At 64.5% G+C, this 25,501-nt stretch carries 21 protein-coding genes and 1 pseudogene; 13 read left to right on the top strand and 9 right to left on the bottom strand.

The genetic code is table 11. From position 1 onward, the window contains the following. From tsaE to trxA, 5 genes are all read left to right on the top strand, one after another. The gene (gene tsaE, locus ACHMW7_RS04150; protein WP_395449098.1) at positions 1 to 1,515 is read left to right on the top strand and encodes a tRNA (adenosine(37)-N6)-threonylcarbamoyltransferase complex ATPase subunit type 1 TsaE; all 1,515 of its coding nucleotides are present in this window, start codon (positions 1 to 3) and stop codon (positions 1,513 to 1,515) included. 26 nt (positions 1,516 to 1,541) lie between these two features. Next, positions 1,542 to 2,246, top strand: coding sequence for a nucleotidyltransferase family protein (locus ACHMW7_RS04145; protein WP_395451259.1), 705 nt, complete (start codon positions 1,542 to 1,544; stop codon positions 2,244 to 2,246). Then, positions 2,243 to 5,368: a double-strand break repair protein AddB gene (addB, locus tag ACHMW7_RS04140; protein WP_395449097.1), complete on the top strand. Its 3,126-nt coding sequence runs from the start codon at positions 2,243 to 2,245 to the stop codon at positions 5,366 to 5,368. The genes ACHMW7_RS04145 and addB overlap by 4 nt, the downstream gene beginning before the upstream one ends. Next, on the top strand, positions 5,365 to 8,901 hold the full coding sequence (addA, locus tag ACHMW7_RS04135) for a double-strand break repair helicase AddA (RefSeq protein ID WP_395449096.1): 3,537 nt from the start codon (positions 5,365 to 5,367) through the stop codon (positions 8,899 to 8,901). Before addB ends, addA begins: the two co-directional genes overlap by 4 nt. 75 nt (positions 8,902 to 8,976) lie before the next feature. Further along, positions 8,977 to 9,297, top strand: coding sequence for a thioredoxin (gene trxA, locus ACHMW7_RS04130; protein ID WP_067955731.1), 321 nt, complete (start codon positions 8,977 to 8,979; stop codon positions 9,295 to 9,297). A 72-nt stretch (positions 9,298 to 9,369) separates the two neighbouring features. On the opposite strand, the gene ACHMW7_RS04125 is transcribed toward trxA, so the two are convergent. From ACHMW7_RS04125 to ACHMW7_RS04105, 5 genes are read right to left on the bottom strand one after another with little or no spacing between them, the layout of a single operon-like run. Next, complete coding sequence (locus ACHMW7_RS04125; RefSeq protein ID WP_395449095.1) at positions 9,370 to 10,701, bottom strand: bifunctional folylpolyglutamate synthase/dihydrofolate synthase; 1,332 nt, start codon at positions 10,699 to 10,701, stop codon at positions 9,370 to 9,372. A 34-nt stretch (positions 10,702 to 10,735) separates the two neighbouring features. Then, positions 10,736 to 11,659 (bottom strand): acetyl-CoA carboxylase, carboxyltransferase subunit beta, encoded by a 924-nt coding sequence (gene accD, locus ACHMW7_RS04120; RefSeq protein WP_395449094.1) that lies wholly within the window; start codon positions 11,657 to 11,659, stop codon positions 10,736 to 10,738. Between the two features lie 36 nt (positions 11,660 to 11,695). Next, a complete protein-coding gene (gene trpA / locus ACHMW7_RS04115) occupies positions 11,696 to 12,535 on the bottom strand; it encodes a tryptophan synthase subunit alpha (RefSeq protein ID WP_395449093.1) in 840 nt (279 codons plus the stop codon). A gap of 2 nt (positions 12,536 to 12,537) precedes the next feature. Beyond that, a complete protein-coding gene (gene trpB, locus ACHMW7_RS04110; RefSeq protein ID WP_395449092.1) occupies positions 12,538 to 13,758 on the bottom strand; it encodes a tryptophan synthase subunit beta in 1,221 nt (406 codons plus the stop codon). A 29-nt stretch (positions 13,759 to 13,787) separates the two neighbouring features. Further along, positions 13,788 to 14,447: a phosphoribosylanthranilate isomerase gene (locus ACHMW7_RS04105; RefSeq protein ID WP_395449091.1), complete on the bottom strand. Its 660-nt coding sequence runs from the start codon at positions 14,445 to 14,447 to the stop codon at positions 13,788 to 13,790. 298 nt (positions 14,448 to 14,745) lie between these two features. Between ACHMW7_RS04105 and ACHMW7_RS04100 the strand changes: the two genes are divergently transcribed. After that, positions 14,746 to 15,639 carry a LysR family transcriptional regulator gene (locus ACHMW7_RS04100; RefSeq protein ID WP_395449090.1) on the top strand — a complete coding sequence of 298 codons (894 nt, stop codon included), beginning with the start codon at positions 14,746 to 14,748 and terminating at the stop codon, positions 15,637 to 15,639. A gap of 79 nt (positions 15,640 to 15,718) precedes the next feature. On the opposite strand, the gene ACHMW7_RS04095 is transcribed toward ACHMW7_RS04100, so the two are convergent. The 4 genes and pseudogenes from ACHMW7_RS04095 to ACHMW7_RS04080 all read right to left on the bottom strand — a co-directional run bounded on the left by ACHMW7_RS04095 (position 15,719) and on the right by ACHMW7_RS04080 (position 19,053). Further along, positions 15,719 to 16,477 carry a M48 family metallopeptidase gene (locus tag ACHMW7_RS04095; protein WP_395449089.1) on the bottom strand — a complete coding sequence of 253 codons (759 nt, stop codon included), beginning with the start codon at positions 16,475 to 16,477 and terminating at the stop codon, positions 15,719 to 15,721. A gap of 93 nt (positions 16,478 to 16,570) precedes the next feature. Next, positions 16,571 to 17,011 (bottom strand): DUF2852 domain-containing protein, encoded by a 441-nt coding sequence (locus tag ACHMW7_RS04090; protein ID WP_395449088.1) that lies wholly within the window; start codon positions 17,009 to 17,011, stop codon positions 16,571 to 16,573. Between the two features lie 120 nt (positions 17,012 to 17,131). Further along, positions 17,132 to 18,275 (bottom strand): annotated as a pseudogene (locus ACHMW7_RS04085) (benzoate/H(+) symporter BenE family transporter). 4 nt (positions 18,276 to 18,279) lie between these two features. Continuing rightward, the gene (locus ACHMW7_RS04080; protein ID WP_395449087.1) at positions 18,280 to 19,053 is read right to left on the bottom strand and encodes an alpha/beta hydrolase; all 774 of its coding nucleotides are present in this window, start codon (positions 19,051 to 19,053) and stop codon (positions 18,280 to 18,282) included. A gap of 200 nt (positions 19,054 to 19,253) precedes the next feature. Here ACHMW7_RS04080 and infC point away from each other — a divergent pair, with 200 nt between their 5' ends. The 7 genes from infC to pheT all read left to right on the top strand — a co-directional run bounded on the left by infC (position 19,254) and on the right by pheT (position 25,492). Further along, a complete protein-coding gene (gene infC, locus ACHMW7_RS04075) occupies positions 19,254 to 19,790 on the top strand; it encodes a translation initiation factor IF-3 (protein WP_109578358.1) in 537 nt (178 codons plus the stop codon). Positions 19,791 to 19,983: 193 nt separating this feature from the next. After that, positions 19,984 to 20,610: a methyltransferase family protein gene (locus tag ACHMW7_RS04070; protein ID WP_395449086.1), complete on the top strand. Its 627-nt coding sequence runs from the start codon at positions 19,984 to 19,986 to the stop codon at positions 20,608 to 20,610. A gap of 209 nt (positions 20,611 to 20,819) precedes the next feature. Further along, positions 20,820 to 21,023, top strand: coding sequence for a 50S ribosomal protein L35 (gene rpmI / locus ACHMW7_RS04065; RefSeq protein ID WP_184768437.1), 204 nt, complete (start codon positions 20,820 to 20,822; stop codon positions 21,021 to 21,023). A gap of 37 nt (positions 21,024 to 21,060) precedes the next feature. Next, positions 21,061 to 21,462 carry a 50S ribosomal protein L20 gene (gene rplT / locus ACHMW7_RS04060; protein ID WP_214393008.1) on the top strand — a complete coding sequence of 134 codons (402 nt, stop codon included), beginning with the start codon at positions 21,061 to 21,063 and terminating at the stop codon, positions 21,460 to 21,462. 114 nt (positions 21,463 to 21,576) lie between these two features. Then, positions 21,577 to 22,662, top strand: coding sequence for a phenylalanine--tRNA ligase subunit alpha (pheS, locus tag ACHMW7_RS04055; RefSeq protein ID WP_395449085.1), 1,086 nt, complete (start codon positions 21,577 to 21,579; stop codon positions 22,660 to 22,662). Next, positions 22,659 to 23,090 carry an ASCH domain-containing protein gene (locus ACHMW7_RS04050; protein ID WP_395449084.1) on the top strand — a complete coding sequence of 144 codons (432 nt, stop codon included), beginning with the start codon at positions 22,659 to 22,661 and terminating at the stop codon, positions 23,088 to 23,090. The genes pheS and ACHMW7_RS04050 overlap by 4 nt, the downstream gene beginning before the upstream one ends. Beyond that, positions 23,087 to 25,492 (top strand): phenylalanine--tRNA ligase subunit beta, encoded by a 2,406-nt coding sequence (gene pheT / locus ACHMW7_RS04045; protein WP_395449083.1) that lies wholly within the window; start codon positions 23,087 to 23,089, stop codon positions 25,490 to 25,492. The genes ACHMW7_RS04050 and pheT overlap by 4 nt, the downstream gene beginning before the upstream one ends. Positions 25,493 to 25,501 lie beyond the last annotated feature (9 nt).

Raw genomic sequence — 25,501 nt, 5'->3', positions numbered from 1 at the left:
TTGACGACGGCCAGATCGCTGGAGCTTTTCCTCCCCGATGATGTCGCGACCACGCGGCTGGGCGAGGATCTGGCGCTGGCGCTCAAGCCGGGCGACGTACTTTTGCTCGACGGCGATCTCGGTGCCGGCAAGACCACCTTGGCGCGTGGCCTGATCCGAGCGCTGGCCGGCGACCCGGTGCACGAGGTGCCGAGCCCGACCTTCACGCTGGTGCAGAGCTACGACACGCCGCTGCCGGTACATCATTTCGACCTCTACCGCCTGTCCTCGCCTGATGAGCTGGAAGAGCTCGGTTTCGACGAGGCGATCGGTTCGGGCGTGGCGCTGGTCGAATGGCCACAACGCGCGGCCGAAGCCATGCCTGATACAAGCCTGCGCATTGCGTTCGACCATGAGGGCGATGGCCGCCGGGTGACCATTTCGGGCGACGGCGCCGCCTTCGACCGTGTCGCCCGCTCTTTTGCCATGCGTGCGTTTCTCGTTGCCGCTGGATGGGGCGAAGCCAGCCGCGCACGTTTCATGGGCGACGCCTCGGCCCGCGCCTACGAGACCGTCACGCGCGACGGCAGCGAACCATTGGTACTGATGAATTCGCCGCGGCTGGTGCTCGGCCCGCCGGTGCGCGATGGCAAGCCCTATGCCGAGATCGCCCATACGGCGCAGTCGGTGGCAGCCTTTGTCGCCATCGACCGCGCGCTCGCCGCTGGCGGCGTTTCGGTGCCCGGCATCGTCGCCCACGATCTCGACCAGGGTTTCTTGCTGCTCGAGCATCTCGGCACCGGCGCGTTCCTTGACCAAGATGGCAAACCGATGGCCGAGCGCTACGTTGCGGCTGCCGAACTTCTGGCAATGGTTCACGGGAAACATTGGCCCGAACATATGGAGGCAGCCCCTGGCGTCTTCCATGACGTGCCGCCGTTCGACCGCGACGCCCTGATGATCGAAGTCGATCTGCTGGTCGACTGGTATGTGCCGGCTGTCACAGGCGCGCCGGCGTCCGATGCCCTGCGCCAGGGCTATCGCGCTGCCTGGGACGCCGTCTTCGATCGCCTCGCCGACAAACAATACGGGCTGGTCCTGCGCGATTACCATTCCCCCAACATCATCTGGCGCGGTGATCGTCAGGGCCATGACCGGCTCGGCATCGTCGATTTCCAGGATGCGCTGATCGGACCCATCGCCTACGACGTCGCTTCGCTCGCCATGGATGCGCGCGTTACCGTGCCGGAAGATATCGAACGCAGGACTGTCGATGCCTATGTTGCCGCGCGCCATGCCGCCGGCGGCTTCGACGAAGCTGCGTTCCGCGAGGCCTATGCCATCATGGCGGCGCAGCGGAACTCGAAGATCCTCGGCATCTTCGTTCGCCTCGACCGCCGCGACGGCAAGCCGCAATATCTCACGCACCTGCCGCGCATCCGCGACTATCTCGGTCGCGCCCTTGCCCATCCGGCACTCGCCGGCTTGCGCGATTTCTACCGGAAAAATCGCCTGCTCGAGGAATTCGACACGTGAGTGGTGCGAAAATCCCCTCCGTCGCCATGGTTCTCGCTGCCGGTCTCGGCAAGCGCATGCGGCCGATCACCGACACCATGCCAAAGCCGCTGGTGCGTGTCGCCGGCAAGACGCTGCTCGACTGGGGGCTCGATAGCCTGACCGAAATTGGCGTCGCAAAGGCGGTGGTCAACGTCCACTATCTGCCCGACCAGATCGTCGCCCATGTCGCTGGGCGCAACGAACCCAGCGTTGTCATTTCGGACGAAAGCGACGGTCTGCTCGACTCCGCCGGCGGCATCGTCAAGGCGCGCGCTGAACTTGGTACCGACCCCTTCTACATCATCAATGCCGATACCTTCTGGATCGACCAGGGCACGCCGAACCTGACCCGGCTCGCCCTTGCCTGGGATGCGTCGCGCATGGATATTCTGATCATGCTCGCGGATCTCGGACAGGCGACAGGCCATTCGGGTGGCACCGACTTTCTGGTCGCGCCGGACGGAGCCTTGAGCCGCGCTAAGGGTGCACCAGAAGGCCTGATCTACGCTGGGGCGGCGATCATTCACCCGCGCCTCTTCGCCCATGCTTCCGAAGCGCCGCACTCGCTCAACCGCTACTTCGACGAGGCCATATCGGCTGGGCGCCTGTTCGGCATGCATATGCACGGCCATTGGATCACCGTCGGCACGCCCGACGCCATCCCGCAGGCCGAGGCCGCGGTGAAAAGGGCATTGGCGGAAGCGTTATGAGCGGCCGCGCGTCGCCACGCGTCTACTCGATACCGCCCGGCATCCCCTTCCTGCCGACGCTGGCGCAGGCGTTGCTCGACGGCCGGTTGATCCCCGATTTCCGCTACGCCGGCGATCCGCTCTCGCTTGCCGATGTCACCATCTACGTGCCGACGCGGCGCGCTGCACGCGCCCTGCGCAGCGTCTTTGTCGATGCCGCCGGCGGTGGCTCGGCGATCCTGCCTGTCATCAAGCCGCTGGGCGAGTTCGATGAGGACGAGGCGGCGTTCGAGGCTGAAGGCAGCGGCGCGCTCGATCTTGCCCCCCCCATCTCGTCCACCGACCGGCTGTTGTTGCTTGCACCTCTGGTGCGCGCCTGGAAGCGCCGGTTGCCGGCCCATGTCGCCGCGATGTTCGAAGAAGAGATCGTCGTTCCCGCCTCCGCCGCCGATGCCATCTGGCTGGCGCGCGACCTCGCCGGGTTGATGGACGAGATCGAGACCGAGGGCTCCGACTGGTCGCGGCTTGCCGGGCTCGTCACAGGCGAATTGTCCGGCTGGTGGCAAGTCACCCTCGACTTCCTCTCCATCGTCACCGGCGCCTGGCCGGAAATGCTGAAGGAGCGCGGCCAGTCCAACCCCGCGGCGCATCGCAGCGCGCTGATCCGCCTCGAGGCTGAACGGCTGAAGCGCAACCCGCCCGCCGGTCCGGTCATCGCCGCCGGCTCCACCGGCTCGATTCCCGCCACGGCCGAACTGTTGGCCGCGATCGCGCGCCTGCCGCGCGGTGCCGTGGTGCTGCCGGGGCTGGACGCCACGCTGGACCAGCGCGCCTATGAGACGATCACCGAAATCGGCGCGAAAGCGTCGGTGCTTGGCCACCCGCAATATGGCTTGGCCAAGCTGATCGACAAGATCGGCATTTTGCGTGGCGACGTCGACGAGCTCGGAACGCCGGCCCAGGCCATGGTACGGCGGGCGGCCATCGTCGGCGAAGCACTGCGCCCGGCCGAAACCACCGACGCCTGGGCCGACAAGCGCGGCGACGTCGACGATGCCGAGATCGCAGATGCCTTTGCCGGCGTCACCTTGCTCGAAGCAGCGCATGAACGCGACGAGGCGGCGGCCATCGCCATCGCCCTGCGCCAGTCCGTCGCCGAGCCGGGCCATCGCGCGGCTCTGGTCACCGGCGACCGCAATTTGGCGCGCCGTGTCGCGTCCGAGCTCCGCCGCTTCGGCATCCAGGCCGACGATTCCGGCGGCATGCCGCTTGCCAACACGCCGCCCGCTGCCCTTTTGCGTACCATGCTCGACGCCGCCTTCCGTCCCGGCGACCCGGTGGCGGTGCTGTCGCTGCTCAAGCATCCGCTGCTGCGGCTTGGCGCCGACCGCGCCACCGTCAGGCGCGCGGCTGAGACCATCGAGCTTGTCGTGCTGCGCGGCGGCGTCGGCCGTCCCGACATTGCCGGGCTCGCCGAAACCTTCGACAGCAGGATGACCGATGTCGCCGGCGGCGCGCGCAAGCCGTTCTGGTTCGACCGCATCACCGTGCGCCGCATCGAAGAAGCCCGCGACATCGCGACAAGGCTCGTCGCCGGTCTGGCACCTCTGTTTACCTTCCGCGGCGATGCATCGGTGGAACTCTCTGCCATTGTCCGCGCCACGGTCGAAGCGCTCGAAAATCTCGGCCGTGACGAAATTGGCGGCCTTGGCACGCTCTATGACGGCGACGCCGGTGCCAAGCTCGCCGAAGCACTGCGCTCGCTGGTCGCAGCCCAGGCGTCGTTCACCTTCGGCGCCGACGAGTGGCCCGACGTCATGGACGCGCTGGTCGCGCCCGAGGCGGTCAAGCCGGCGCAAGGTGCCGACCGCGCCATTGCGATCTGGGGTGCGCTCGAAGCCCGTCTGCAGACCGTCGACACGCTGGTTATCGGCGGGCTCAACGAGGGCAGCTGGCCGCGCAAGGCCGAGGCCGACCGCTTCATGTCGCGCGTCATGAAGACCGGCATCGACCTTGAGCCGCCGGAACGCCGCATCGGCCTCGCCGCCCATGACTTTCAGATGGCGATGGGCGCGAAAAACGTCGTTTTGTCGCGCTCGGCCCGGTCGGGCGACGCGCCCGCCGTGCCCTCGCGCTGGCTGCAGCGGCTGTTGACCTACACCGGTCCCGACCATGCCGCGATCTTGCGCAAGCGCGGCGAAAAGCTGCTCCATTGGGCGCGCGCGCTCGATGCCGGCCAAAAGACCGATTTCGCCGGCCGGCCCGAACCCAGGCCGCCGGTGGAGATCAGGCCGCGCCGCTTCAGCATCACCGAGATCGAAACACTTCGCCGCGACCCCTATGCCGTTTATGCCAGGCGTATCCTTGGCCTGTCGGCCATCGACCCGCTGGTGCGCGACCCCGGTGCTGCCGAGCGCGGCACGCTGTTCCACGACATTCTGCACCTGTTTTCCTCTGCTATCGTCGATCCGCGCGCGCCCAATGCGTTCGACGCGCTGATCGCCGCCGGGCGCCACTGCTTCGCAGAAGCTGCTCTGCCCGCCGATGTCGAGGCTGTATGGTGGCCGCGCTTCGAGCGACTGGCGGTCAACATCCTGGTGTGGGAGCGCAGCCGCGCCGAGGCCGTTGCCAGCCGCCACGCCGAAGAAGGTGCCTCGGCTGTCGAGGTCGGCCTCACCGGCATAAGCCTTTCGGGCCGCGCCGATCGCATCGATATTCTCGCCGGCGGCATGGCCGACATCCTCGACTACAAGACCGGATCCTCGCCGTCCAAGGCGCAGGCGCATACGCTGATTTCGCCACAGCTGGCGCTCGAAGGTGCGCTGCTCCGCCGTGGCGCCTTCCGCGAACTTGGTAAGCGCGAGCCCTCGCAGCTTGCCTTCGTCAGGCTGAAACCCAATGGCGAGGTGTTCGAGGAATCGATCCTCGAACACAACAGGAAGCCGAAATCGGCCATCGAGCTGTCCGAAGAGGCATGGACAAAGCTGGAACAGCTGTTGCTTCACTATAACGACCCGACGACAGGCTATCTCTCGCGTGCCCTGCCCTTCCGCGAAGGTGAGACGGATGGCGACTACGACCATCTCGCCCGCGTGCTCGAATGGTCGGCCGGCGGTGACGGCGGCGCGGAGGGCGAGGAATGAAGAAAAAGTTCTTCGTCCCCACCGAGACCGCCGAACGCCAGGCGCGTGCTTCCGATCCCGCCAATTCGGTCTGGGTGTCGGCCAATGCCGGCTCGGGCAAGACGCACGTGCTGTCGCAACGCGTGATGCGGCTTCTGCTGCGCGGCACCGATCCCTCGAAGATCCTGTGCCTGACCTATACGCGCGCCGCCGCCGCCAATATGTCGAACCGCGTCTTCGCCAATTTGTCCGAGTGGACAATGCTGCCCGACGCCGAGCTGGGCGAGCGCATCGCGCTACTTGATGGCGCGCGTCCTGATGCTGCCAAATTGCGGCGGGCGCGGCGGCTGTTTGCCGAGGCGCTGGAAACGCCTGGCGGGCTGAAGATCCAGACCATCCACGCCTTTTGCGAGTCGGTACTGCACCAGTTCCCGCTTGAAGCCAACATCGCCGCCCATTTCGAGATGCTCGACAGCCAGATGGAGGCGACGCTGTTCGCCACCGCCCGGCGCGACATGGTCACCGGTGCTGGCGAGCACAATCCTGAATTGGCCGAGGCCTTCGCCAAGGTGCTGGAGCGTGGCGGCGAAGCCGGGCTCGATGCGCTGCTCGCCGAGATCGTGCGCAAGCGCGATGGCCTTCGCGCCTTTATTGGCCAGATCCAGGACTTTTCCTGGCCCTTTGGTGGGCTCTATGAGGAGTTCGGCTTTACCCCTGACGATAGTGCCGAAGCCATCGCCGCTTCGATCTGGCCTTTGCCCGGTTTCGAACCGGCCTTTTTCAACGCCTTCGCCGCGGCCGCTGAAACGACGGACGCGCGCAGCGTGCTCAACAACATCCTGCCTTATGCCCGCCTCGCCTACGCCGAAGCCGACCCGATCCGCCGCCTCGCACTTCTGGGCGATGCCTTCCTCAAAGCCGATGGCGACCCCTACAATCCATCCAGCGCCTTCAAGAAGGCGCTGCTCGACCGGCTGGCCGATTTGCCCGAGCGCTACACGGCGACAGCAACCGCAATCATCGACGCCGCTGACCGGCTCGCGCATTTCCGCATGCTGGAAGCGACCTGTGCAGCACTCACCATCGCCGACTGGCTGATCGCCCGCTACGAGCGGCTGAAGACCGGGCGCGGTTTCCTCGATTTCAACGATCTGATCACCCGCACCGTCAACCTGCTGGCGCGGCCCGACGCCGGGCCATGGGTGCAATACAAGCTCGACAAGGGCATCGACCACATCCTGCTCGACGAGGCTCAGGACACCAGCCCCGACCAGTGGGAAGTGGTGAAGCGGCTGGCGGAAGAATTCTTCTCCGGTTTCAGCGCCCGCGACAATGTCCACCGCACCGTCTTTGCCGTCGGCGACGAAAAGCAGTCGATCTACTCGTTCCAGGGCGCAGCACCTGAATCCTTCGACAATTCCAAGCATGAATTCGCCGCCCGCATCCGCGACGCCAATGCGCGCTTCGAAGACGTCACGCTGACCTGGTCGTTCCGCTCGACCGACGACGTGCTCTCGGCTGTCGACCGCGTCTTTGAAGATACGAGCGTGCGTCGTGGCGTCACCCGTGCGCCCGAGCCGCCGAACCACAAGGCGATCCGCGCCGGTGCTGCAGGTTATGCCGAGGTCTGGCCCTCGGTCGGCGCCGATGCGGTCGATGAGCCCGACGATTGGCGCAAGCCCATCGACCATGCCCATGCGCCCGCCGTCGTCGTCGCCGAACAGGTCGCGGCCACCATCCGCAAATGGCTCGACGAGCGCGAAATCATCGAAGGTACCGGCAAGCGCCTGCGCGCCGGCGACGTCATGGTGCTGGTGCGCAAGCGCGATCGCTTCGTGCATGCGCTGTCGCGCGCGCTGAAGCGACGCGACATTCCCGTTGCCGGTGCCGACCGGTTGAGCCTGCCTGGCCACATCGCCGTCAAGGACCTGATCGCGCTCGGACGTTGCCTGATCCACCCGGAGGACGACCTGTCGCTGGCCGCTGTCCTGCGCAGCCCGGTCTTCGGCCTGTCGGAAGACGCGCTGTTTGCGCTTGCCGCGGGGCGCGGAAGCGGGCGGTCGTTGATCGCCTCGCTGCGCGGCCACGCGGAAACCGACGCAGGGTTCAAGGCAGTTGCGGACCAGCTTGAAGCCTGGGCCACCGAAGCCGCATTCCGGCCGATCTTCGAGTTCTATTCGGGCGTGTTGTCAGGCGGCCCAAACCGCGACGGCGTGCGCAAGAAGATGATCTCGCGGCTCGGCCAGGAGGCTGGCGACATCCTCGACGAGTTCCTGAATTTCTGCCTGGCGGAAGAGCGCACCGGCCTGCCCGGTTTGGAATCTTTCCTGTCGACGCTGGAAAACGCTGGTCCCGAGATCAAGCGCGAGATGGACCAGACGCGCGACGAGGTCCGCATCATGACCGTGCACGCCGCCAAGGGCCTGGAGGCGCCGGTCGTCTTCCTGGTCGATAGCGGCTCGGCTCCGTTCAGCGACCAGCATCTGCCGCGCCTGATGCCGTTTGTCCCGCGCGACCGGCATTGGCAGGGCAAGGGCTATCTCTGGCGCGCCGGCGCCGATGTCGCCAACGCCTTTTCCAAAGGCGCCAGCGTCTTGGCCAAGGATCTCGCCGACGACGAGTACCGGCGGCTGCTTTATGTCGGCATGACGCGCGCCGAAGACCGGCTGATCGTCTGCGGCTATCATGGCAAGCGCCAGCCGGGCCTGAACACCTGGCATTCGATCGTCAGCCGTGCGCTGTCGGCGGCACCAGAGAGCGAGGAGCGTGGCCATCCCGTCATATCAGACAGGATCGTCCATCGCTTCCGTGTCACGCCAATGCCCAAGACGCCTCTTTCGGCGGCGCAACCGAAGGCTGGCGAAAAAACGCCCATCAAGCCCTTGCCGGAAAGTCTCTACGCCGCGCCACCGCCGTTCGAGGACCTGCCGCGCCCGCTGTCGCCGTCGGGCGCTTCGGCCTTGATCGACGAGACGCACGAACCGCTGATTTCCGGCCGCTCGCCGGTGCTCGATGCCGATGGCGAGCCGGGCTTTGCCATTGCACGCGGTTCGGCACTGCATCGCCTGCTGCAGATGCTGCCACGCCTTGCCCAGGAGGATCGCGCGGCTGCCGCCGAACGCTACCTTGCCCGCGTCGGACAGGATTGGCAGACGCACGAACGTTCCGCTGCTGCAGCCTCTGTTTTGTCGATTCTTGACGATTCGCGTTTTGCGCCGCTGTTTTCCTCGACGTCGCGCGCCGAGGTGTCGATCATGGGTAGCCTCACTGTCCGTGGAAAACCGCGTTCGGTGTCGGGCAAGATCGACCGGCTGGCGGTCACCGATAACGAGGTTTTGATCGTCGACTACAAGACCAACCGACCGCCGCCCAAGTCCATTGACGAGGTGCCGCAGGCCTATGTCGTGCAGCTTGCACTCTACCGCGCGTTGCTTCAGCCGCTCTATCCCAGCAAGGCTGTTTCGGCAGCGCTTCTGTTCACCGAGGCGCCGCTGCTGATCGCCATTCCGGCCGAGGCAATGGACGCCGCGCTTGTTCGACTCACCGAGGCGTGACACAACAACTGCTTGACCACGGGTCCGCGCACTACCACATATGGCGCGACAGCTAACCGCAAGAGGATCGGCATCATGGCCACCGTCAAGATCGACAACAGCAATTTCAAGTCCGGCGTGCTCGAGGCCAAGGAGCCCGTCGTCGTCGATTTCTGGGCTGAATGGTGCGGCCCCTGCAAGATGATTGGACCGTCGCTCGAAGAGATTTCCAACGAGCTCGCCGGCAAGGTCAAGATCACCAAGGTCAACATCGACGAGAACCCCGAGATCGCTGCCCAGTTCGGCGTGCGCTCGATCCCGACGCTGATGATCTTCAAGGACGGCGAAGTCGCCGACATCAAGGTCGGTGCGCTGCCCAAGACGGCGCTGTCGCACTGGATCAGCGGCAACGTTTGATCGCTCGCATCTTTCCAAATGGAAAAGCCCGGTCTTGACCGGGCTTTTTTGTATCCAGATCTTGGCCTGGTCTCAGGTTGGCGGTGTGCCGTTTTCGGCCAGCACCGCGCCGATCAGATAGAGCGATCCGCCGATCAGGATGCGCGGCGCGGTCTCGCTCTCGTCCCAGGTGTCGCGAAGCAACATCAGTGCGTTGGCGACCGAGCTCACCGGTTCCGCCGACAGGCCGGCTTCGGTGGCGCGCACCGCAAGCTCCTCGTTGGGAACGCCGGCATCGCTCATCGCCACCGGCACGGTATAGACATGGCGCGCCATGCCGTGGAACGGACGGAAATAGCCGGTCTGGTCCTTGGTGTTGATCATGCCGGAGATCAGAAACAGCGGCCGCGGAAACTTCTCTTCCTGCTCGGTCAGCGCCTCGGCGATGACGGTGCCGGCACCGGGATTATGGCCACCGTCGATCCAGATTTCGGCACCCTTGGGCGCGAGGCTGGTCAACGTGCCTAGCGGCAGGCGCTGCATGCGGCCGGGCCAGGTGACCGAGGCCATCGCCTTCTCGGCGGCACGCTCGTTGACCGGGAAGCCGGCGGCCTTGACCGCGGCGATCGCGGCTGCCGCATTGGCGAACTGGTGGCGCCCCGGCAGGCGCGGCGGCGCAAGGTCCATCAGCCCGGTCTGGTCCTGATAGATCATGCGGCCGTTTTCTTCGAAAGCGACAAAATCCTGGCCGTAGATTTCGAGCGGACAGCCGAGCCGTTCGGCGGTGTCGATCAGCACCTGCTGCGCCGCCTCGGTTTCCTGGGCACCGATGACGACCGGGCAGCCGCGCTTGATGATGCCGGCCTTTTCGGCGGCGATCAGTTCGACCTTGTCGCCGAGATAGGCCTCGTGGTCCATCGACACCGGCATGATCACCGAGCAGGCCGCTTTCTTGATCACGTTGGTCGCGTCGAAACGTCCACCAAGCCCGACCTCGATGATGCAGACGTCAGCCGGATGCTCGGAGAACAAGACGAAGGTGACGGCGGTGAGGATTTCGAAGACGGTGATCGTTTCGCCACCATTGGCCTCGCCGACGCGGCGCACGGCATCGGCCAGCACATCGTCGGCGACAAGCTTGCCGCCGCCGGGGGCGGCAAGCCTGTAGCGCTCGTGCCAGTTCACCAGATGCGGCGAGGTGTGCACATGCACCAGAAGCCCCTGGGCTTCGAGCAGGGCGCGCGAGAACGCGGCACAGGAGCCCTTGCCGTTGGTGCCGGCGATGTGGATCACCGGCGGCATGTGGTCCTGCGGATTGCCCAGCCGTTCGAGCAGCCGCGAGATGCGGTCGAGCGAAAGGTCGAAGCCTTTCGGATGCAGCGCCAACAGGCGCTCGATTTCGAGATCGGCTTCGAGCGTGGTCATGGCAATCCCTGAGGCGTCGTCAGCTGTTGTGCGATCAGGCCTGCGGCCGCCGCTCCGGCACCGGCACCACCGGCGGCAGAATCTCGGCTTCGGCAGCCTTGGCCGCAGCCGGTGTCCTGGTCAGGATCTTGAGCAGGTTGGCGACCGTCGACTTCAGCTCCAGCCGTGACACCACCATGTCGACCATGCCGTGGTCCATCAGGTACTCGGAACGCTGGAAGCCCTCGGGGAGCTTCTCGCGGATCGTCTGCTCGATGACGCGCGGTCCGGCAAAGCCGATCAGCGCGCCGGGTTCGGCAATATGCACGTCGCCCAGCATCGCATAAGAAGCGGTGACACCGCCGGTCGTCGGGTTGGTCAGCACCACGATGTAGGGCAGGCCGGCTTCCTTGAGCCGGTCGACCGCCACCGTCGTCCTGGGCAACTGCATGAGGGACAAAATACCTTCCTGCATGCGTGCGCCGCCGGAAGCGGCAAACAGGATCAGCGGGCGCTTCTTCTCGAGCGCAACCTCGAAGGCGCGGATGATGGCATCGCCCGCGGCCATACCGAGCGAGCCGCCCATGAAGGCGAAATCCTGCACGGTGACGACGACAGGCAGGCCTTCGATCTTGCCGGTTCCCGACAGGATCGCGTCTTCCATGCCGGTCTTGGCCTTGGCGTCCTTCAGCCGGTCGACATAACGCTTCTCGTCACGGAATTTCAGCGGATCGACCATCACCTTGGGATTGTCGATCTGCTCGTAACGGCCGTCGTCGAAGAAGAAGCGTAGCCGCTCCTTGGCCGAAATCTTCATGTGATGGCCCGACGAGGGGATCACATACTGGTTTTCCTCGAGGTCCTTGTGGAACACCATCTCGCCGCTCTCGGGATCCTTGATCCAGAGATTGTCCGGCATTTCGCGGCGGCCAAGCATCGAGTTGATCTTGGGGCGGACGTAATTGGTAATCCAGTTCATGGCAGCGGTCCTCTTCGTCCCGGGGACATGGGGTATTTATTGGGCGGTAGCAAGGCGTGCGGCGCGAATGCCCTGGGACAAGCCGGTGACCAGCGTCGCCACAGCCTCGGCCGGATCGGCGGTCTTTTCGCCTTTCGGCCCGATGACATTGGCGACCGCATTGACGATCGCCGTGCCGACAACCACGCCGTCGGCCGATGCGCCGATGGTGCGCGCCTGCTCGGCGGTCTTGACGCCGAAGCCGACGCAGACCGGCAAGTCGGTATGTGCTTTGATGCGTTGGACCGCCTCCGCAACCTTTGACGTGTCAGCCAGCGCCGATCCGGTGATGCCGGTCATCGACACATAATAGACAAAGCCCGAAGTGTTCTCGAGCACCTTGGGCAGACGCTTGTCGTCGGTCGTCGGCGTCGCCAGGCGGATGAAGTTGATGCCGGCCTTGAGTGCCGGGATGCACAGCTCGGCGTCCATTTCCGGCGGCAGGTCGACGACAATCAGCCCGTCGATGCCAGAGGTGACTGCTTCTTCGAGGAAGCGGTCGACGCCGTAGATGTAGATCGGGTTGTAGTAGCCCATCATGACGATCGGCGTTTCGTTGTCGCCCTGGCGAAACTCGCGCGCCATCTGAAGCGTCTTGGCCAGCGTCTGGCCGGCCTTCAGCGCACGCAGGCCGGCAGCCTGGATGGCCGGGCCGTCGGCCATCGGGTCGGAGAACGGCATGCCGAGCTCGATGATGTCGCTGCCGGCCTTGGGCAACGCCTTCATGATCGACAGCGACGTCTGGTAGTCGGGGTCGCCACCCATGAAATAGGTCACCAGTGCGGGGCGGCCTTCGGCCTTGAGTTTCGCCATGCGGCGATCGATGCGGGTCGTCATGATCAGATCTCCATGCCCAGCATCTTGGCCACCGTATGCACGTCCTTGTCGCCGCGGCCGGACAGGTTGACGATCATCACCTTGTCCTTGCCCATTGTCGGCGCGACCTTGACCGCATGCGCGATGGCGTGCGCGGATTCGAGCGCCGGGATGATGCCTTCAACCTTGGTGGTGAGCTGGAACGCGTCGAGCGCCTCGTCGTCGAGGATCGGCACATAGTCGACGCGGCCGCTGTCGCGCAGCCAGCTATGTTCGGGGCCAACGCCGGGATAATCGAGACCAGCCGAGATCGAATGGCCGTCGAGGATCTGGCCATCGTCGTTCTGCAGCAGGTAGGTGCGGTTGCCATGCAGCACGCCGGGGCGGCCGGCGCTCATCGAGGCGCAATGCTCGATGCCGTCGAGGCCACGCCCGCCGGCTTCGATGCCGACGATCTTGACGCTGCGGTCGTCGAGGAAGGGATGGAACAGGCCGATCGCGTTGGAACCGCCACCGACGGCCGCGACGATCATATCGGGCAGGCGGCCTTCCTGTTCGAGTATCTGGGCACGTGCCTCGGTGCCGATCACCGACTGGAAGTCGCGCACCAGCTCCGGATAGGGATGCGGGCCGGCAGCGGTGCCGATCAGGTAGTAGGTGTCGTGCACGTTGGTGACCCAGTCGCGCAGCGCCTCGTTCATCGCGTCCTTCAGCGTGCCGTGGCCGGCGCTGACCGGGCGCACTTCAGCACCCAGCAGCTTCATGCGGAACACATTCGGCTTCTGCCGCTCGACGTCGGTGGCGCCCATATAGACAAAGCATGGAAAGCCGAAGCGCGCGGCGACGGTCGCCGAAGCAACGCCGTGCTGGCCGGCGCCGGTCTCGGCGATGATGCGGGTCTTGCCCATGCGCTTGGCTAAAAGGATCTGGCCGAGGCAGTTGTTGATCTTGTGCGAGCCGGTGTGGTTGAGGTCTTCGCGCTTGAAGTAGATCTTCGCGCCGCCGAGATGGCGGGTCAGGCCTTCGGCATAATAGAGCTTCGACGGCCGCCCGGCATAATGGGTCGACAGGTCACTCAGCTCCGCCTTGAAGGCCGGGTCGTTTTTGGCTTCGTCCCAATGACGCTGCAGTTCGAGGATCAGCGGCATCAATGTCTCGGCCACGAAACGGCCGCCAAAAATGCCGAACATGCCCTGCTCGTCGGGTCCGGTGCGGAAGGAATTGGGCTCAGTCGGCTTGTTCACGGCCGATCTCCTTGCGGCTGGAGGCTTGATCAGGCGGCGCTGCGGTCGCTGGCTGCCCGGACGGCCCTGAAGAAATTTTCGATCAGCGCCGCATCCTTGACGCCGGGTGCGCTTTCCACGCCCGAGGAAATGTCGATGCCGGGCGGGTTCGCGAGCCTGAGGGCGTCGCCGATATTGGCGGCGTTCAAGCCACCGGAAAGCATGTAATCGACGGAGGCGTCAAGGCCCGCGAGCAACCGCCAGTCGAACGAAACGCCATTGCCGCCCGGCAATTCCGAACCGGCGGGCGGCTTGGCGTCGAAAAGCAGGCGGTCGGCGACGTCGCGATAAGGTGCGATTGCCTCGAAATCGGCAGCCTCGCGGATGGAAAAGGCCTTCATCACGGGCAGGCCGTAGCGCGCCTTGACCTCGGCCACATGCTCGGGCGTTTCCTTGCCGTGCAGCTGAAGCATGTCGGGCGCCATCTTAGCCACGATCTCGTCGAGGACGGCGTCGTCGGCATCAACTGTTACGGCAACCGCCTGCGCCCGGCCTTTTGCTGCCTGGCGCAGCCGTCCGGCGACTTCGGGCGAAACATGGCGCGGGCTCTTGGCGAAGAAAATGAAGCCGACATGGCTCGCGCCATTGTCGAGCGCTGCGGTCAGCGCTTCGTCGGTCTTGAGGCCGCAGATTTTGATGTCGAAAGCCATGGGCCGGGATTGGCACGAAAAGGCCGAAAAGTCGAGAACAGCCTGCGAAAGATCGGCTTGATCCAGCGGCGTACGGCGCCTGGAAAGCCGACAATGGCCTTCCGGCGCTCGATCACCGCAAGTGCGCGAAAGTGGCGATAGTCGATCGGCACCGGCGGTTCGTGGTCGGCTGGTCGTGGTGTTGCGGTGTCGGGGCGCATGACAACCTCCGTAGAGAATTCACCCGCTCGACTACCATTTCCAGATGCGCACATAATCAGCTAGAATATAGGCACACTCATGACTTGAGATCATGATTATGGCGACATCGGATGACATGACCGCCTTTGTGCGCATCGTCGACCTCGGCTCCTTTGCCAGGGCGGCAGATGATTTGCGCGTCACGCCGTCGGCCCTGTCGAAGCTGGTGTCCCGGCTCGAGGACCGGCTCGGTGTCCGGCTTCTGACGCGCACGACACGCCGGTTGGCGCTGACGTCGGAGGGATCACTGTTCCTGGAGCGGGCGCGCGAAGTTCTCGAACTTATCGGCCGCACCGAAGCCGATGTCTCGTCGACCCGCAGCAAGCCAAAAGGCCATCTACGCATCAACTCCAGCACTGGCTTTGCCAGGCAAACGCTGCTGCATGCCGTGCCGGCGTTTCTGCAGCGCTATCCCGAGGTGTCAGTCAATCTCACACTGATCGACCGCCTGATCGATCCGGTCGCCGAGCAGGTCGACATCGTCATTCGCGGCAGCCCGTCAGCTGCGTCCGACCTTGTAGTGCGCAAGCTGGCGGAAGGCCGGCGGCTGATCTGCGCGGCTCCAGCCTATCTCGCCCGCGCCGGTACGCCGCACACGGCTCACGAACTGGCGCAACACAATTGCATCGCGCTCTCGGGGCAGGCCTCGCCCACGACCTGGCCGCTCGCTACCGACGGCGATGTCGTCCGGTTTCTGCCCAAGGGCAGCTTTGCCTGCGACAATGTCGGCATGCTGTTCGACCTGGCGATCGAAGGTCATGGCATCGTCCGCCTTGCCGATTTCGTCGTCGGCCAGGCCGTCCGCGAGGGGCGGCTTATCGAGATCCTCGCCGACATCAACCGCTCGGATACAATCTCGCTCTGGTGCCTGATGCCGAAAGGACGCTTCCGCTCGCCACGTGTGCAGGTGTTTCTGGATTTCATGGATGAGTGGCTCAAAGGGAGCGGATAGCGGACAGTGAGTAGGAGGGGTCGATGGGGTGCCGGTGACGAGTCCAACGCTTGGCCGGCCGTAGCTACTACCTACTCCCTCACTCAAACTGTATCGCCTGCAGCGCCCCGCCATTGCGTTTGAGCCAGGCCTTGCAGCGCTCGGTGTCGGGGCACAACTCCTCGCACAGCTTCCAGAATTTCGGGCCATGGTTCATCTCGCGCAAATGCGCCACCTCATGCGCGACGAGGTAATTGATGACGGGCGTGGGCGCCATCATGATGCGCCAGGAGAACGACAGCACCCCATCTGACGTGCACGAGCCCCAGCGGCTCGTCGTGTCGCGAAAGCGGATCGCCTTGGCGCGGCGGCCGGCGGCCTGGCAGTGCGTTGCCACCATCGCCTCGATGTCGCGCTTGGCTTCGCGCTTGAGGAAATCAGCGATGCGTCGGGGCAAATGCGTCCGGTCGCCATAAACCAGAAGCGTCGGGCCGCTTTCGTCCTGCGACTGGCGCACGGTGCCGCGTGTTCCGCCTTCGTGGATGATGAGATGCGGGGTGCCGCGAATGGGGATCTTGATGCCGGGGCGGACCTGCGGGCGATCTGGCACCTTGGCAAGGCGCTGTTCCAGCCAGCCTTGGTGACGGTCGAGGAAACGGTCGACTTCGCCCTGGCGCAGGCCGGGCGGCACGGTGATGCGCAGGCCGCGGCCGCCGGCGTCGATGCGCAGCGTCAGCCGCCGCGCCCGGTCGTTTTCGACGATGCGCAACGGCAGCGTGCGGCCGGCAACGACGTGATCCCGCTCCAGGACGGGCGCCGGCGCTGGCTTGGTCAGCTTGCGGAAGAAGCCAAAGGACATGGGGTGGGAGACTAGATGATTCGAGTGACATCGGCGCAATAGAAACGGCGCCGCATACACGGCGCCGTTGGCATTCAACGGTTCGGGTTGGCCTCAGTCGTCAAGCAGGCCCGATTTGCCGCCCTTCTTGGGCGTAACTGTCGGTGCCGTCGGCTTGTGGCGGTTGGCCATGAAGCGGTCGAAATCGTCCTGGTCCTTGGCCCGGCGCAGCTCGCGGGCATAGGCGTCGAATTCTTCGCGCATCTCTTCAAGCTTGCGACGCTCTTCGTTCAGGCGTTCGAGTTCCTTCTCGCGCCAGTCGTCGAAAGCGACGTTGCCGGTATGGGCATTGGTCCGGTACGAGGCCTTGCGGCAGCCAGCGAAGATGCCGTCGGTTGCCCGGTTTACGTCGCGCTTGAAACCGTCAAGCCGGTCGCCCCAGATGATGTAGGCAAGCATGGCGAGGCCGAGCGGCCAGAACACCATGAAGCCGATCACCATCAATGCGATGGTTGCCGGCGTCCAGGCCGGACGGATCAGTGCAGTCGTGTTCATAGTAGATTGCCGTTCCTTTGTTCGAGGCAGCCAGGGAAAAAGCTGCTGCAAACGACATGGGAAAGCAAAAATGGCGATTCAAGGCGGTGTCGGCCAAAACCGGACAAAGCCTTGCAAATCCTAGCCTTTTTTGAGGCTCTCGAGCACCAGCACGATCAGGCCGGCGACCAGGCCCCAGAATGCCGAGCCGACGCCGAACAGTGTCAGCCCCGAAGCCGTTACCACGAAGGCGGTCGTTGCGGCCATTCGCTGGTGCTCGTCCTTGAGCGCGATGGCCAGTGCGTTGGCCAACGAGGCCATCAACGCCAGACCCGCCACCAGCACGATCAGGCTCGATGGCAGCACGGCGAAGATCGCCACCAGCGACGCGCCGAAGGCAGCGAAAACGACATAGGCGAGTGCGTAGAACGGCCCGGTCTTCCAGCGTTCCTTCATGTCGGGATGCACATCGGGGCCGGTGCAGATCGCCGCCGAGATCGCCGCAAGGTTGGTGGTCGAGGCGCCGAACGGTGCCGACAGCACCGAAAACAGGCCAGTGACGCCGATCAGCGGGCCGGGTTCTGGGTGATAGCCGGCGGCGCGCAGCACGGCGAGGCCGGACAGGTTCTGCGAGGCCATGGTGACGAGGTAGAGCGGCACGGCCAGGCCAATAATGGCGGCGGCGGTGAATTCGGGCGTAATCAGTGTCAGCGTCGACAGTTCCGGCACGGGCAACCCACCAACGCGGCCTGTGAGGAAAGCCGCCGAGCCGCCGCCGACAAGCACCACCAGCACCGAAAGCGCCGGATTGTAGAGCCTGATCAGGAAGAATGTCGCGATCAGCGGCAGGATCAGCCACGGATCGGATGGCACCGTCTTCACCGCATTGATGGCGAAGGTGACGACGATACCGGCCAGCATGGCCGAGGCGACCGAGGCGGGAATGCGTGAGATCAGCTGCGTCAGCGGCTTGATCAGTCCAGTCAGCACCAGCAGCACGCCGGTGACCAGGAATGCGCCGACCGCTTCGCCGATGGTGAAGCCGCTGCTGGCGGCGATCAGTGCGGCACCTGGCGTCGACCAGGCGGAGATGATCGGCATCTTCGTCCGCCACGACAGCCAGGCGGTCTCGAAGGCCATGGCGAGGCAGATCGCGGTGACCCAGCTCGCCGTCTGCACTTGTGTCGCGCCAACGGCGTCAGCGGCGGCGATGATGATGGCCAGCGTGCCGCCAAAGCCGACGATGGCCGCGACGAATGCCGAAATCGGGGATCGATATGCGCATCGGCTCAACCCACTCGCGCAATCATTTCGCCGACCGCGCGGGTCATCAGCTCCAGGTCTTGCGGCCGTGACAGGCGGTGGTCACCATCCGGCACCAGCGACAGCGTCGCATCGTCGGCCGGCAACAGGCTCATCAGCTTCAGCGCGTGGCTGTGCGGCACGTCGGGATCGACAAGTCCCTGGATGATGTGCACCGGGCAATGGGTGTGGATCGGCCCTGTCATGACCAGGTTCTGCCGCCCGTCCTCGATCAGCGCGCGCGTGTAGATATAGGGTTCGGGTGAGTACTCCGAGGGTTCCTCGAAATAGCCCTTCTCGACAAGGTCCTTGCGCTGCGCATCGGTGAGATCAGGTTCGACCAGTTCGGCGGTGAAGTCGGGCGCGGGCGCCAGCAGCACCAGACCGGCGACGCAGTCGCCCTCACCCGCCTTGTTGAGCTCGGCATTCATGCGCAGCGCTATCCACGCGCCCATCGACGAGCCGACTAGGATCTGCGGTCCGCGCGTGAACTGGCGGAACACCGCAAGGCTCTCGTTGAGCCACTTCGAGATCGTGCCGTCGGCAAAGCGGCCAGCGGACTCGCCATGGCCGGAATAGTCGTGGCGCAGGAAGCCCAGGCCTTTGTCGGTGGCCCAGCCGGCCAGCGTTTCGGCCTTGGTGCCGAGCATGTCGGATTTGTAGCCGCCGAGCCAGACCACGCCGGGCGCTGCCCCATCCTGATGCCTGACGGCGATGCGGGTGTTGTCCACCTCAATGAAGTCCGGCGCGCTTGCAGTCATGTCAAATCCCCTCGGCAGGGACTTGTGGCACAGCCGGCCTGATGCGGAAAGTGCCGCAAGAATCGTTCTTTTGGGGCAGTTCGCATGCGCACAAGCAGGTGATTTGTTGCGATTGCTGTGTTATTGACTTCGCCCGCGCGCTCCCCACATTGGCGCGTCCGCAAACATGACAACGTCAATGGCTCGAGGAGACCACGACCATTCGCAGACCTTTTAAAGCAGCCGCGCCTACCAAGGACGGCCCGCGCTCCAACCGTGACATCCGGGTTCCCCGGGTCCAGCTGATCGACGTCGACGGTTCCAACCGAGGCGATGTTTCCATCAACGACGCACTCCTGGCCGCCGAAGAGGCAGGCCTCGATCTCGTAGAAATTTCCCCCAACGCCACGCCGCCCGTCGTCAAGATCCTTGACCTCGGCAAGCTGAAATACGCCAACCAGAAGAAGGCGGCCGAGGCGCGCAAGAACCAGAAGGTCATCGAGATCAAGGAGATCAAGATGCGCCCGAACATCGACAGCCACGACTACGAGACCAAGATGAAGGCGGTTCGCCGCTTCTTCGAGGAAGGCGACAAGGTCAAGCTGACATTGCGCTTCCGTGGCCGCGAAATGGCGCATATGGAGCTCGGCATGCAACTCCTCAACAAGGTTCGTGAGGAAACTGCCACCATCGCCAAGGTCGAAGCCGAGCCCAAGCTCGAAGGCCGCCAGATGATGATGGTGCTCGCGCCACGTTGATGCCTTGCCGCATCGGCCCGAAAATCGAATTCGATGATCGGAAAGCACGATGCGCACATTGAAAGTCCTTGCGCGGCCAATGGGACGCGCGAGGCACTTATGCCCCGGCGTCCGCCGGGGCGACATTCTTCCTTCTCAAGGGCGCCGAACGGCTGACCTGCTCCGTGCAGGGGCAGCTAGTGGCTGGGCTGGCATGAGCGAACAAGACACATCAGGGCTGGGCCGGTACCAGAGCATGCGCCGGCTCGTGCTGGCCGCGATGATCGTTGCGATGTTCGCGGCGCTGCTGTTCGGCCAGTCGACCTTCCCGCCCGACACTACCGTTCACGAGGTCGTCGAGATGGTTGGCATCCTGCTGATCTTCCTCGGTATCGTCGGCCGCTTGTGGTGCACGCTTTACATCGGCGGGCGCAAATCGGGCGAGGTCGTCACCGGCGGTCCGTACTCGATCACCCGCAATCCGCTTTATGTCTTTTCGACGCTGGCCGCAGCCGGCGTCGGCGCGCAGATGGGCTCGATCGTCGCGACAATCGGCTTCGCCGCCCTTTGCGCCGCGGCCTTCCACATCGTCATCCTGCGTGAGGAGCGGCACCTCGGCGAGCTATTCGGTCCCGCATATCAGGCTTATGTAGCCAGGGTGCCGCGCTTTTTCCCGAAGCTCTCGCTCTATCAGGAAGGCGAGACGGCCAGCTTCCGTCCGAAGCTGCTGCTCAACACATTGCTTGACGGGCTGGTGTTTCTCATCGCGCTGCCGGTGTTCGAGCTGATCGACCACGCCCAGGTGATCGGCACGCTGCCGGTGCTGTTCCGCATACCCTGAACCCCTGAGATTCATCGTAATTGCGGCATTTGCGGGTGTTGCGCATTGCGCGGCTTCCGCGTATATAGCCGCGTCCCAGAACCGCCCGGCAGGGCATGCCGTGGCGGTTTCATTTGCTTTTCGGGCTTTGGTCGGCCTGAAAACAACAACATGAAGGGATTTCGAGGCACTTTCGGGGGCTGCGGAATCCTGAAGAACGGAGTAGCAAAATGCCCAAGATGAAGACCAAATCCGCGGCCAAGAAGCGGTTCAAGATCACCGCGACTGGCAAAGTCCTGGCGGCCGCCGCTGGCAAGCGCCACGGCATGATCAAGCGCACCAACAAGTTCATTCGCGATGCCCGTGGCACGATGGTTCTTGCTGAACCGGATGCCAAGAAGGTCATCAAGAATTTTCTGCCGAACGGCCTCTGAGCCCTCGGCCTGGACAGCGCTATAAGGAGATCATGACATGGCACGTGTAAAAAGGGGCGTAACGTCCCACGCCAAGCACAAGAAGGTTCTCGAGCAGGCCAAGGGTTTCTACGGCCGCCGCAAGAACACCATCCGCATTGCCAAGCAGGCGGTGGAAAAGTCGAAGCAGTACGCTTACCGCGACCGCAAGAACCGCAAGCGCAACTTCCGCGCCCTGTGGGTCCAGCGTATCAACGCAGCGGTTCGCGAGCACGGCCTGACATATGGCCGCTTCATCGACGGCCTGAACAAGGCCAACATCGAGATCGATCGCAAGATCCTCTCCGACATGGCCATCCACGAGCCCCAGGCATTCGCCGTGCTCGTTGCCAAGGCCAAGGTTGCTCTTGAGTACCTCAAGAACACCACCCCGAATGCTTTTGAAAGCGCTGTTGCTTAACCAGCGCCTTCCCAAGCATCACAGACTTGATTTGGGAAACCCGCGCTGGCACGGCTGGCGCGGGTTTTTCTTTGCAGCAACGAAGGGCCACGAAGGCCGCAACGGAACTGGACCATGAGCGATCTTGAAACTCTCGAACAATCGCTGCTGAGCGACATCGCTTCGGCCTCCGACGAGCAGGCGATCGAGGCCGTGCGCGTCTCGGCCCTCGGCAAGAAGGGCTCGGTCTCCGAACTCCTGAAGACGCTTGGCGCGATGAGTGCCGACGAGCGCCAGGCCAAGGGACCTGTAATCAACGGCCTGAAGAACCGCGTCACCGATGCGTTGTCAGCCCGCAAGACCGAGCTGCGCGACGTTGCCATTACCGCGCGCCTGATTGCCGAAAAGGTCGATGTCACCTTGCCGGTGCGCCAGTCACCGGCCGAGCGTGGCCGCATCCACCCGATCAGCCAGGTCATCGACGAGATCGCGGCGATCTTCGGCGATCTCGGCTTCGCCATCGCCGAAGGTCCCGATGTCGAGACCGACCACTACAATTTCACCGCGCTGAACTTCCCCGAGGGGCATCCGGCGCGCGAGATGCACGACACCTTCTTCTTCCCGCCCGACCAGAATGGCGAGCGCAAGCTTTTGCGCACCCACACCTCGCCGGTGCAGATCCGCACCATGGAGACGCAGAAGCCGCCGATCCGCATAGTCATTCCCGGCAAGACCTATCGCCAGGATTCGGACGCCACCCATTCGCCGATGTTCCATCAGGTCGAGGGCCTGGTGATCGACAAGACTGCCAACATCGCCAACATGAAGTGGGTGCTGGAGGAGTTCTGCAAGGCGTTCTTCGAGGTGCCGTCCGTCAAGATGCGCTTCCGCCCGTCCTTCTTCCCGTTCACCGAGCCGAGCCTCGAGGTCGACATCCAGTGCGACCGTTCGCGGCCGGGCGAAGTGCGCTTCGGCGAAGGCAGCGACTGGATGGAGATCCTCGGCTGCGGCATGGTTCATCCCAACGTGCTGCGCCATGGCGGTCTCGATCCCGACGAGTACCAGGGCTTCGCCTGGGGCATGGGCATCGACCGCATCGCCATGCTGAAATACGGCATGCCTGACCTGCGCGCCTTCTTCGACGCCGATGTCCGCTGGCTCCAGCATTACGGCTTCCGCCCGCTCGACATGCCGACGCTGTTTGGTGGGTTGAGCGCATGAGTGCAGCAGCCGACCCGTATGCCGATGCGGTGACTTTCGCCTTTGGCGATAGCCCCGAACTGGCCGACGAGTTGCTGGCGCTGGTGCTGTCAGGCCGCAAGACCGCAACCTGTGGTGCGCTGCGCGATTACGGCGGCGACGAGCCGGTGCCCGAAGTCGGCCGCCGCGACGTGGTACTCGACGGGATTGGCCGGCGCGCTGCCGTGATCGAGACCGTCGAAGCGATCCAGCGCCGCTTCGACGAGGTCGATGCGGCCTTTGCCCGCGACGAGGGCGAAGGCGACCTGTCCTACGACTACTGGCGACAGGCCCACGAAGCCTATTTCGCCCGCAATGGCGGCTTCTCGCCTGACATGATTTTGGTTTGCGAGCGGTTCCGGGTGGTGGAAGTGCTCGACCGCAACGACACGAAACGAGTGAACCCATGAAATTCACCCTCTCCTGGCTCAAGGATCATCTCGACACCGACGCGTCGCTCGAACAGATCGTCGAGCGGCTGACCTCGATCGGCCTCGAAGTCGAATCCGTCGACGACAAGGCAGCACTCAAGCCCTTCGTCATCGCCAAAGTGCTGACGGCAAGCAGGCATCCCGACGCTGACAAGCTGCAGGTGCTGACCGTCGACACCGGCACCGGCACGCCGGTGCAGGTCGTCTGCGGCGCGCCCAATGCGCGGGCCGGCCTGGTTGGTGCCTTCGCCGCTCCCGGCGCCTACGTGCCCGGCATCGACGTCACACTTTCCGTCGGCAAGATCCGCGGCGTCGAGAGCCACGGCATGATGTGTTCCGAGCGCGAACTGCAGTTGTCTGACGAACACAACGGCATCATCGACCTGCCGGCCGACGCGCCTGTCGGCACCTCGTTCGCCGCTTACGCCAAGCTCGACGACCCGATGATCGAAATCAACCTGACGCCCAACCGTCCTGACGCCACTAGCGTCCATGGCATCGCCCGCGATCTTGCGGCGTCCGGCCTCGGCACGCTCAAGAACGGTGCGGTTGCGCCGATCGCTGGCGAAGGCGATTGCCCGGTCAAGGTGACGATCGAGGCGCCCGAGCTTTGCCCCGGCTTCGCGCTCAGGCTCGTTCGTGGCGTCAAGAACGGCCCGTCGCCGAAATGGATGCAACAGCGCCTGATCGCCATCGGCCTGCGCCCGATCAACGCGCTGGTCGATATCACCAACTATGTCACCTTCGACCGTGGCCGACCGCTGCACGTCTTCGACGCCAAAAAGGTTGCCGGCAATCTGGTCGTCCGCCGTGGCCGCGAGGGCGACAAGGTGCTGGCGCTCGACGGACGCGAATATGCCCCGACGCCTGAGATGTGCGTCATCGCGGACGACAATGGCGTTGAGTCGATCGCCGGCATCATGGGCGGCGAGAATTCGGGTTGTGACGAAAACACCACTGACGTGCTGATCGAGTCGGCACTTTGGGACCCGATCACCACGGCCCGCACCGGCCGCGCGCTCGGCATCATCACCGATGCGCGCTACCGCTTCGAGCGTGGCGTCGACCCCGAGTTCATGGTGCCGGGCGTCGAGCTGGCAACGAAGCTTGTGCTCGAACTCTGCGGCGGTCAGCCGACGAAAACCGATGTCGTCGGCTATGCCGGCCACAAGGCCAAGGTCGTCTCCCTGCCGCTGTCCGAGATCAAGCGCCTGACCGGTATCGACGTGTCGAAGGCCGAAAGCCTCGACATCCTGACCCGCCTCGGCTTCGGCCCCAAGGGCGACGGCGATGTGGTCGATGTCATCGTGCCGTCCTGGCGTCCAGATGTCGACGGCAAGGCCGACCTGGTCGAAGAGGTCATGCGCATCCACGGCGTCGACAACATCGCGCCGCAGCCACTCGGCGCCCATGACGCGGTCAATGGCAAGATTCTGACCACGCTGCAGATCCGCACCCGTTCGGCGCGGCGCGCGCTCGCCGTGCGCGGCATGATGGAGGCGGTCACCTGGTCGTTCATCCCGGCCAAGCACGCCGAGCTGTTCGGTGGCGGCCAGCCAAACCTCAAGCTGTCGAACCCGATTGCATCAGACATGTCCGACATGCGGCCCTCGCTGCTGCCGGGCTTGATCGCTGCTGCCCAGCGCAACGCCGACCGTGGCCTGGGCGATGTCGCCTTGTTCGAGGTCTCAGGCACCTATGAGAGCGACACGGCAGACGGCCAGCGCCGCGTTGCCGCAGGCGTCCGTCGTGGCACCGCCAAGCTCGAAGGCTCGGGTCGCAACTGGTCGGGCAATTCAGGCAATGTCGGCGTGTTCGACGCCAAGGCCGATGCCATCGCGGCGCTCGAAGCCTGCGGTGCACCCGTCGACCGGCTGCAGATCGAAACCGGGGCGCCCGAATGGTATCACCCCGGCCGTTCCGGCGTGATCAAGCTCGGCCCTAAGGTTGTGCTCGGCACCTTCGGCGAGTTCCACCCGAAGACGCTCGAAGGCCTCGACGTGTCGGGCCCGCTCTGCGGCTTCGAAGTGTATGTCGACGCCGTCCCCGAGCCCAAGGCCAAGCCGACCAAGACCAAGCCAAGGCTCGAACTGTCGGCCTTCCAGGCGGTCAAGCGCGACTTCGCCTTCGTCGTCGACAAGGACGTCGAGGCCGGCACGCTGACCCGCGCCGCCCTCGCCGCCGACAAGAAGCTGATCACTGCCGTGTCGGTGTTCGACATCTTCGAAGGTACTTCGCTCGGCGAAGGCAAGAAGTCGATCGCCATCGAGGTCTCGATACAGCCGCAGGAAAAGACCCTGACCGACCAGGACTTCGAGGCGCTCGCCGCCCGCATCGTCGACAACGTCAAGAAGCAGACCGGCGGCGCATTGCGGAGCTGACCGTCCTCG

The organism is Aminobacter sp. UC22_36, from assembly GCF_044056035.1.
Classification (GTDB): domain Bacteria; phylum Pseudomonadota; class Alphaproteobacteria; order Rhizobiales; family Rhizobiaceae; genus Aminobacter.
Note: the sequence above shows the minus strand (reverse complement) of the source record. Positions and strands in the feature narration are given on the sequence as shown.

Coding starts and splice junctions, on each gene's coding strand:
- addB (WP_395449097.1), top strand. CDS start 2,243: ATGAGCGGCCGCGCGTCGCCACGCGTCTACTCGATACCGCCCGGCATC.
- ACHMW7_RS04090 (WP_395449088.1), bottom strand. CDS start 17,011: ATGAACACGACTGCACTGATCCGTCCGGCCTGGACGCCGGCAACCATC.
- ACHMW7_RS04050 (WP_395449084.1), top strand. CDS start 22,659: ATGAGTGCAGCAGCCGACCCGTATGCCGATGCGGTGACTTTCGCCTTT.
- rpmI (WP_184768437.1), top strand. CDS start 20,820: ATGCCCAAGATGAAGACCAAATCCGCGGCCAAGAAGCGGTTCAAGATC.
- rplT (WP_214393008.1), top strand. CDS start 21,061: ATGGCACGTGTAAAAAGGGGCGTAACGTCCCACGCCAAGCACAAGAAG.
- addA (WP_395449096.1), top strand. CDS start 5,365: ATGAAGAAAAAGTTCTTCGTCCCCACCGAGACCGCCGAACGCCAGGCG.
- ACHMW7_RS04095 (WP_395449089.1), bottom strand. CDS start 16,477: ATGTCCTTTGGCTTCTTCCGCAAGCTGACCAAGCCAGCGCCGGCGCCC.
- ACHMW7_RS04145 (WP_395451259.1), top strand. CDS start 1,542: ATGGTTCTCGCTGCCGGTCTCGGCAAGCGCATGCGGCCGATCACCGAC.
- trxA (WP_067955731.1), top strand. CDS start 8,977: ATGGCCACCGTCAAGATCGACAACAGCAATTTCAAGTCCGGCGTGCTC.
- ACHMW7_RS04105 (WP_395449091.1), bottom strand. CDS start 14,447: ATGGCTTTCGACATCAAAATCTGCGGCCTCAAGACCGACGAAGCGCTG.
- pheS (WP_395449085.1), top strand. CDS start 21,577: ATGAGCGATCTTGAAACTCTCGAACAATCGCTGCTGAGCGACATCGCT.
- ACHMW7_RS04070 (WP_395449086.1), top strand. CDS start 19,984: ATGAGCGAACAAGACACATCAGGGCTGGGCCGGTACCAGAGCATGCGC.
- pheT (WP_395449083.1), top strand. CDS start 23,087: ATGAAATTCACCCTCTCCTGGCTCAAGGATCATCTCGACACCGACGCG.
- ACHMW7_RS04100 (WP_395449090.1), top strand. CDS start 14,746: ATGGCGACATCGGATGACATGACCGCCTTTGTGCGCATCGTCGACCTC.
- trpA (WP_395449093.1), bottom strand. CDS start 12,535: ATGACGACCCGCATCGATCGCCGCATGGCGAAACTCAAGGCCGAAGGC.
- ACHMW7_RS04125 (WP_395449095.1), bottom strand. CDS start 10,701: ATGACCACGCTCGAAGCCGATCTCGAAATCGAGCGCCTGTTGGCGCTG.
- ACHMW7_RS04080 (WP_395449087.1), bottom strand. CDS start 19,053: ATGACTGCAAGCGCGCCGGACTTCATTGAGGTGGACAACACCCGCATC.
- accD (WP_395449094.1), bottom strand. CDS start 11,659: ATGAACTGGATTACCAATTACGTCCGCCCCAAGATCAACTCGATGCTT.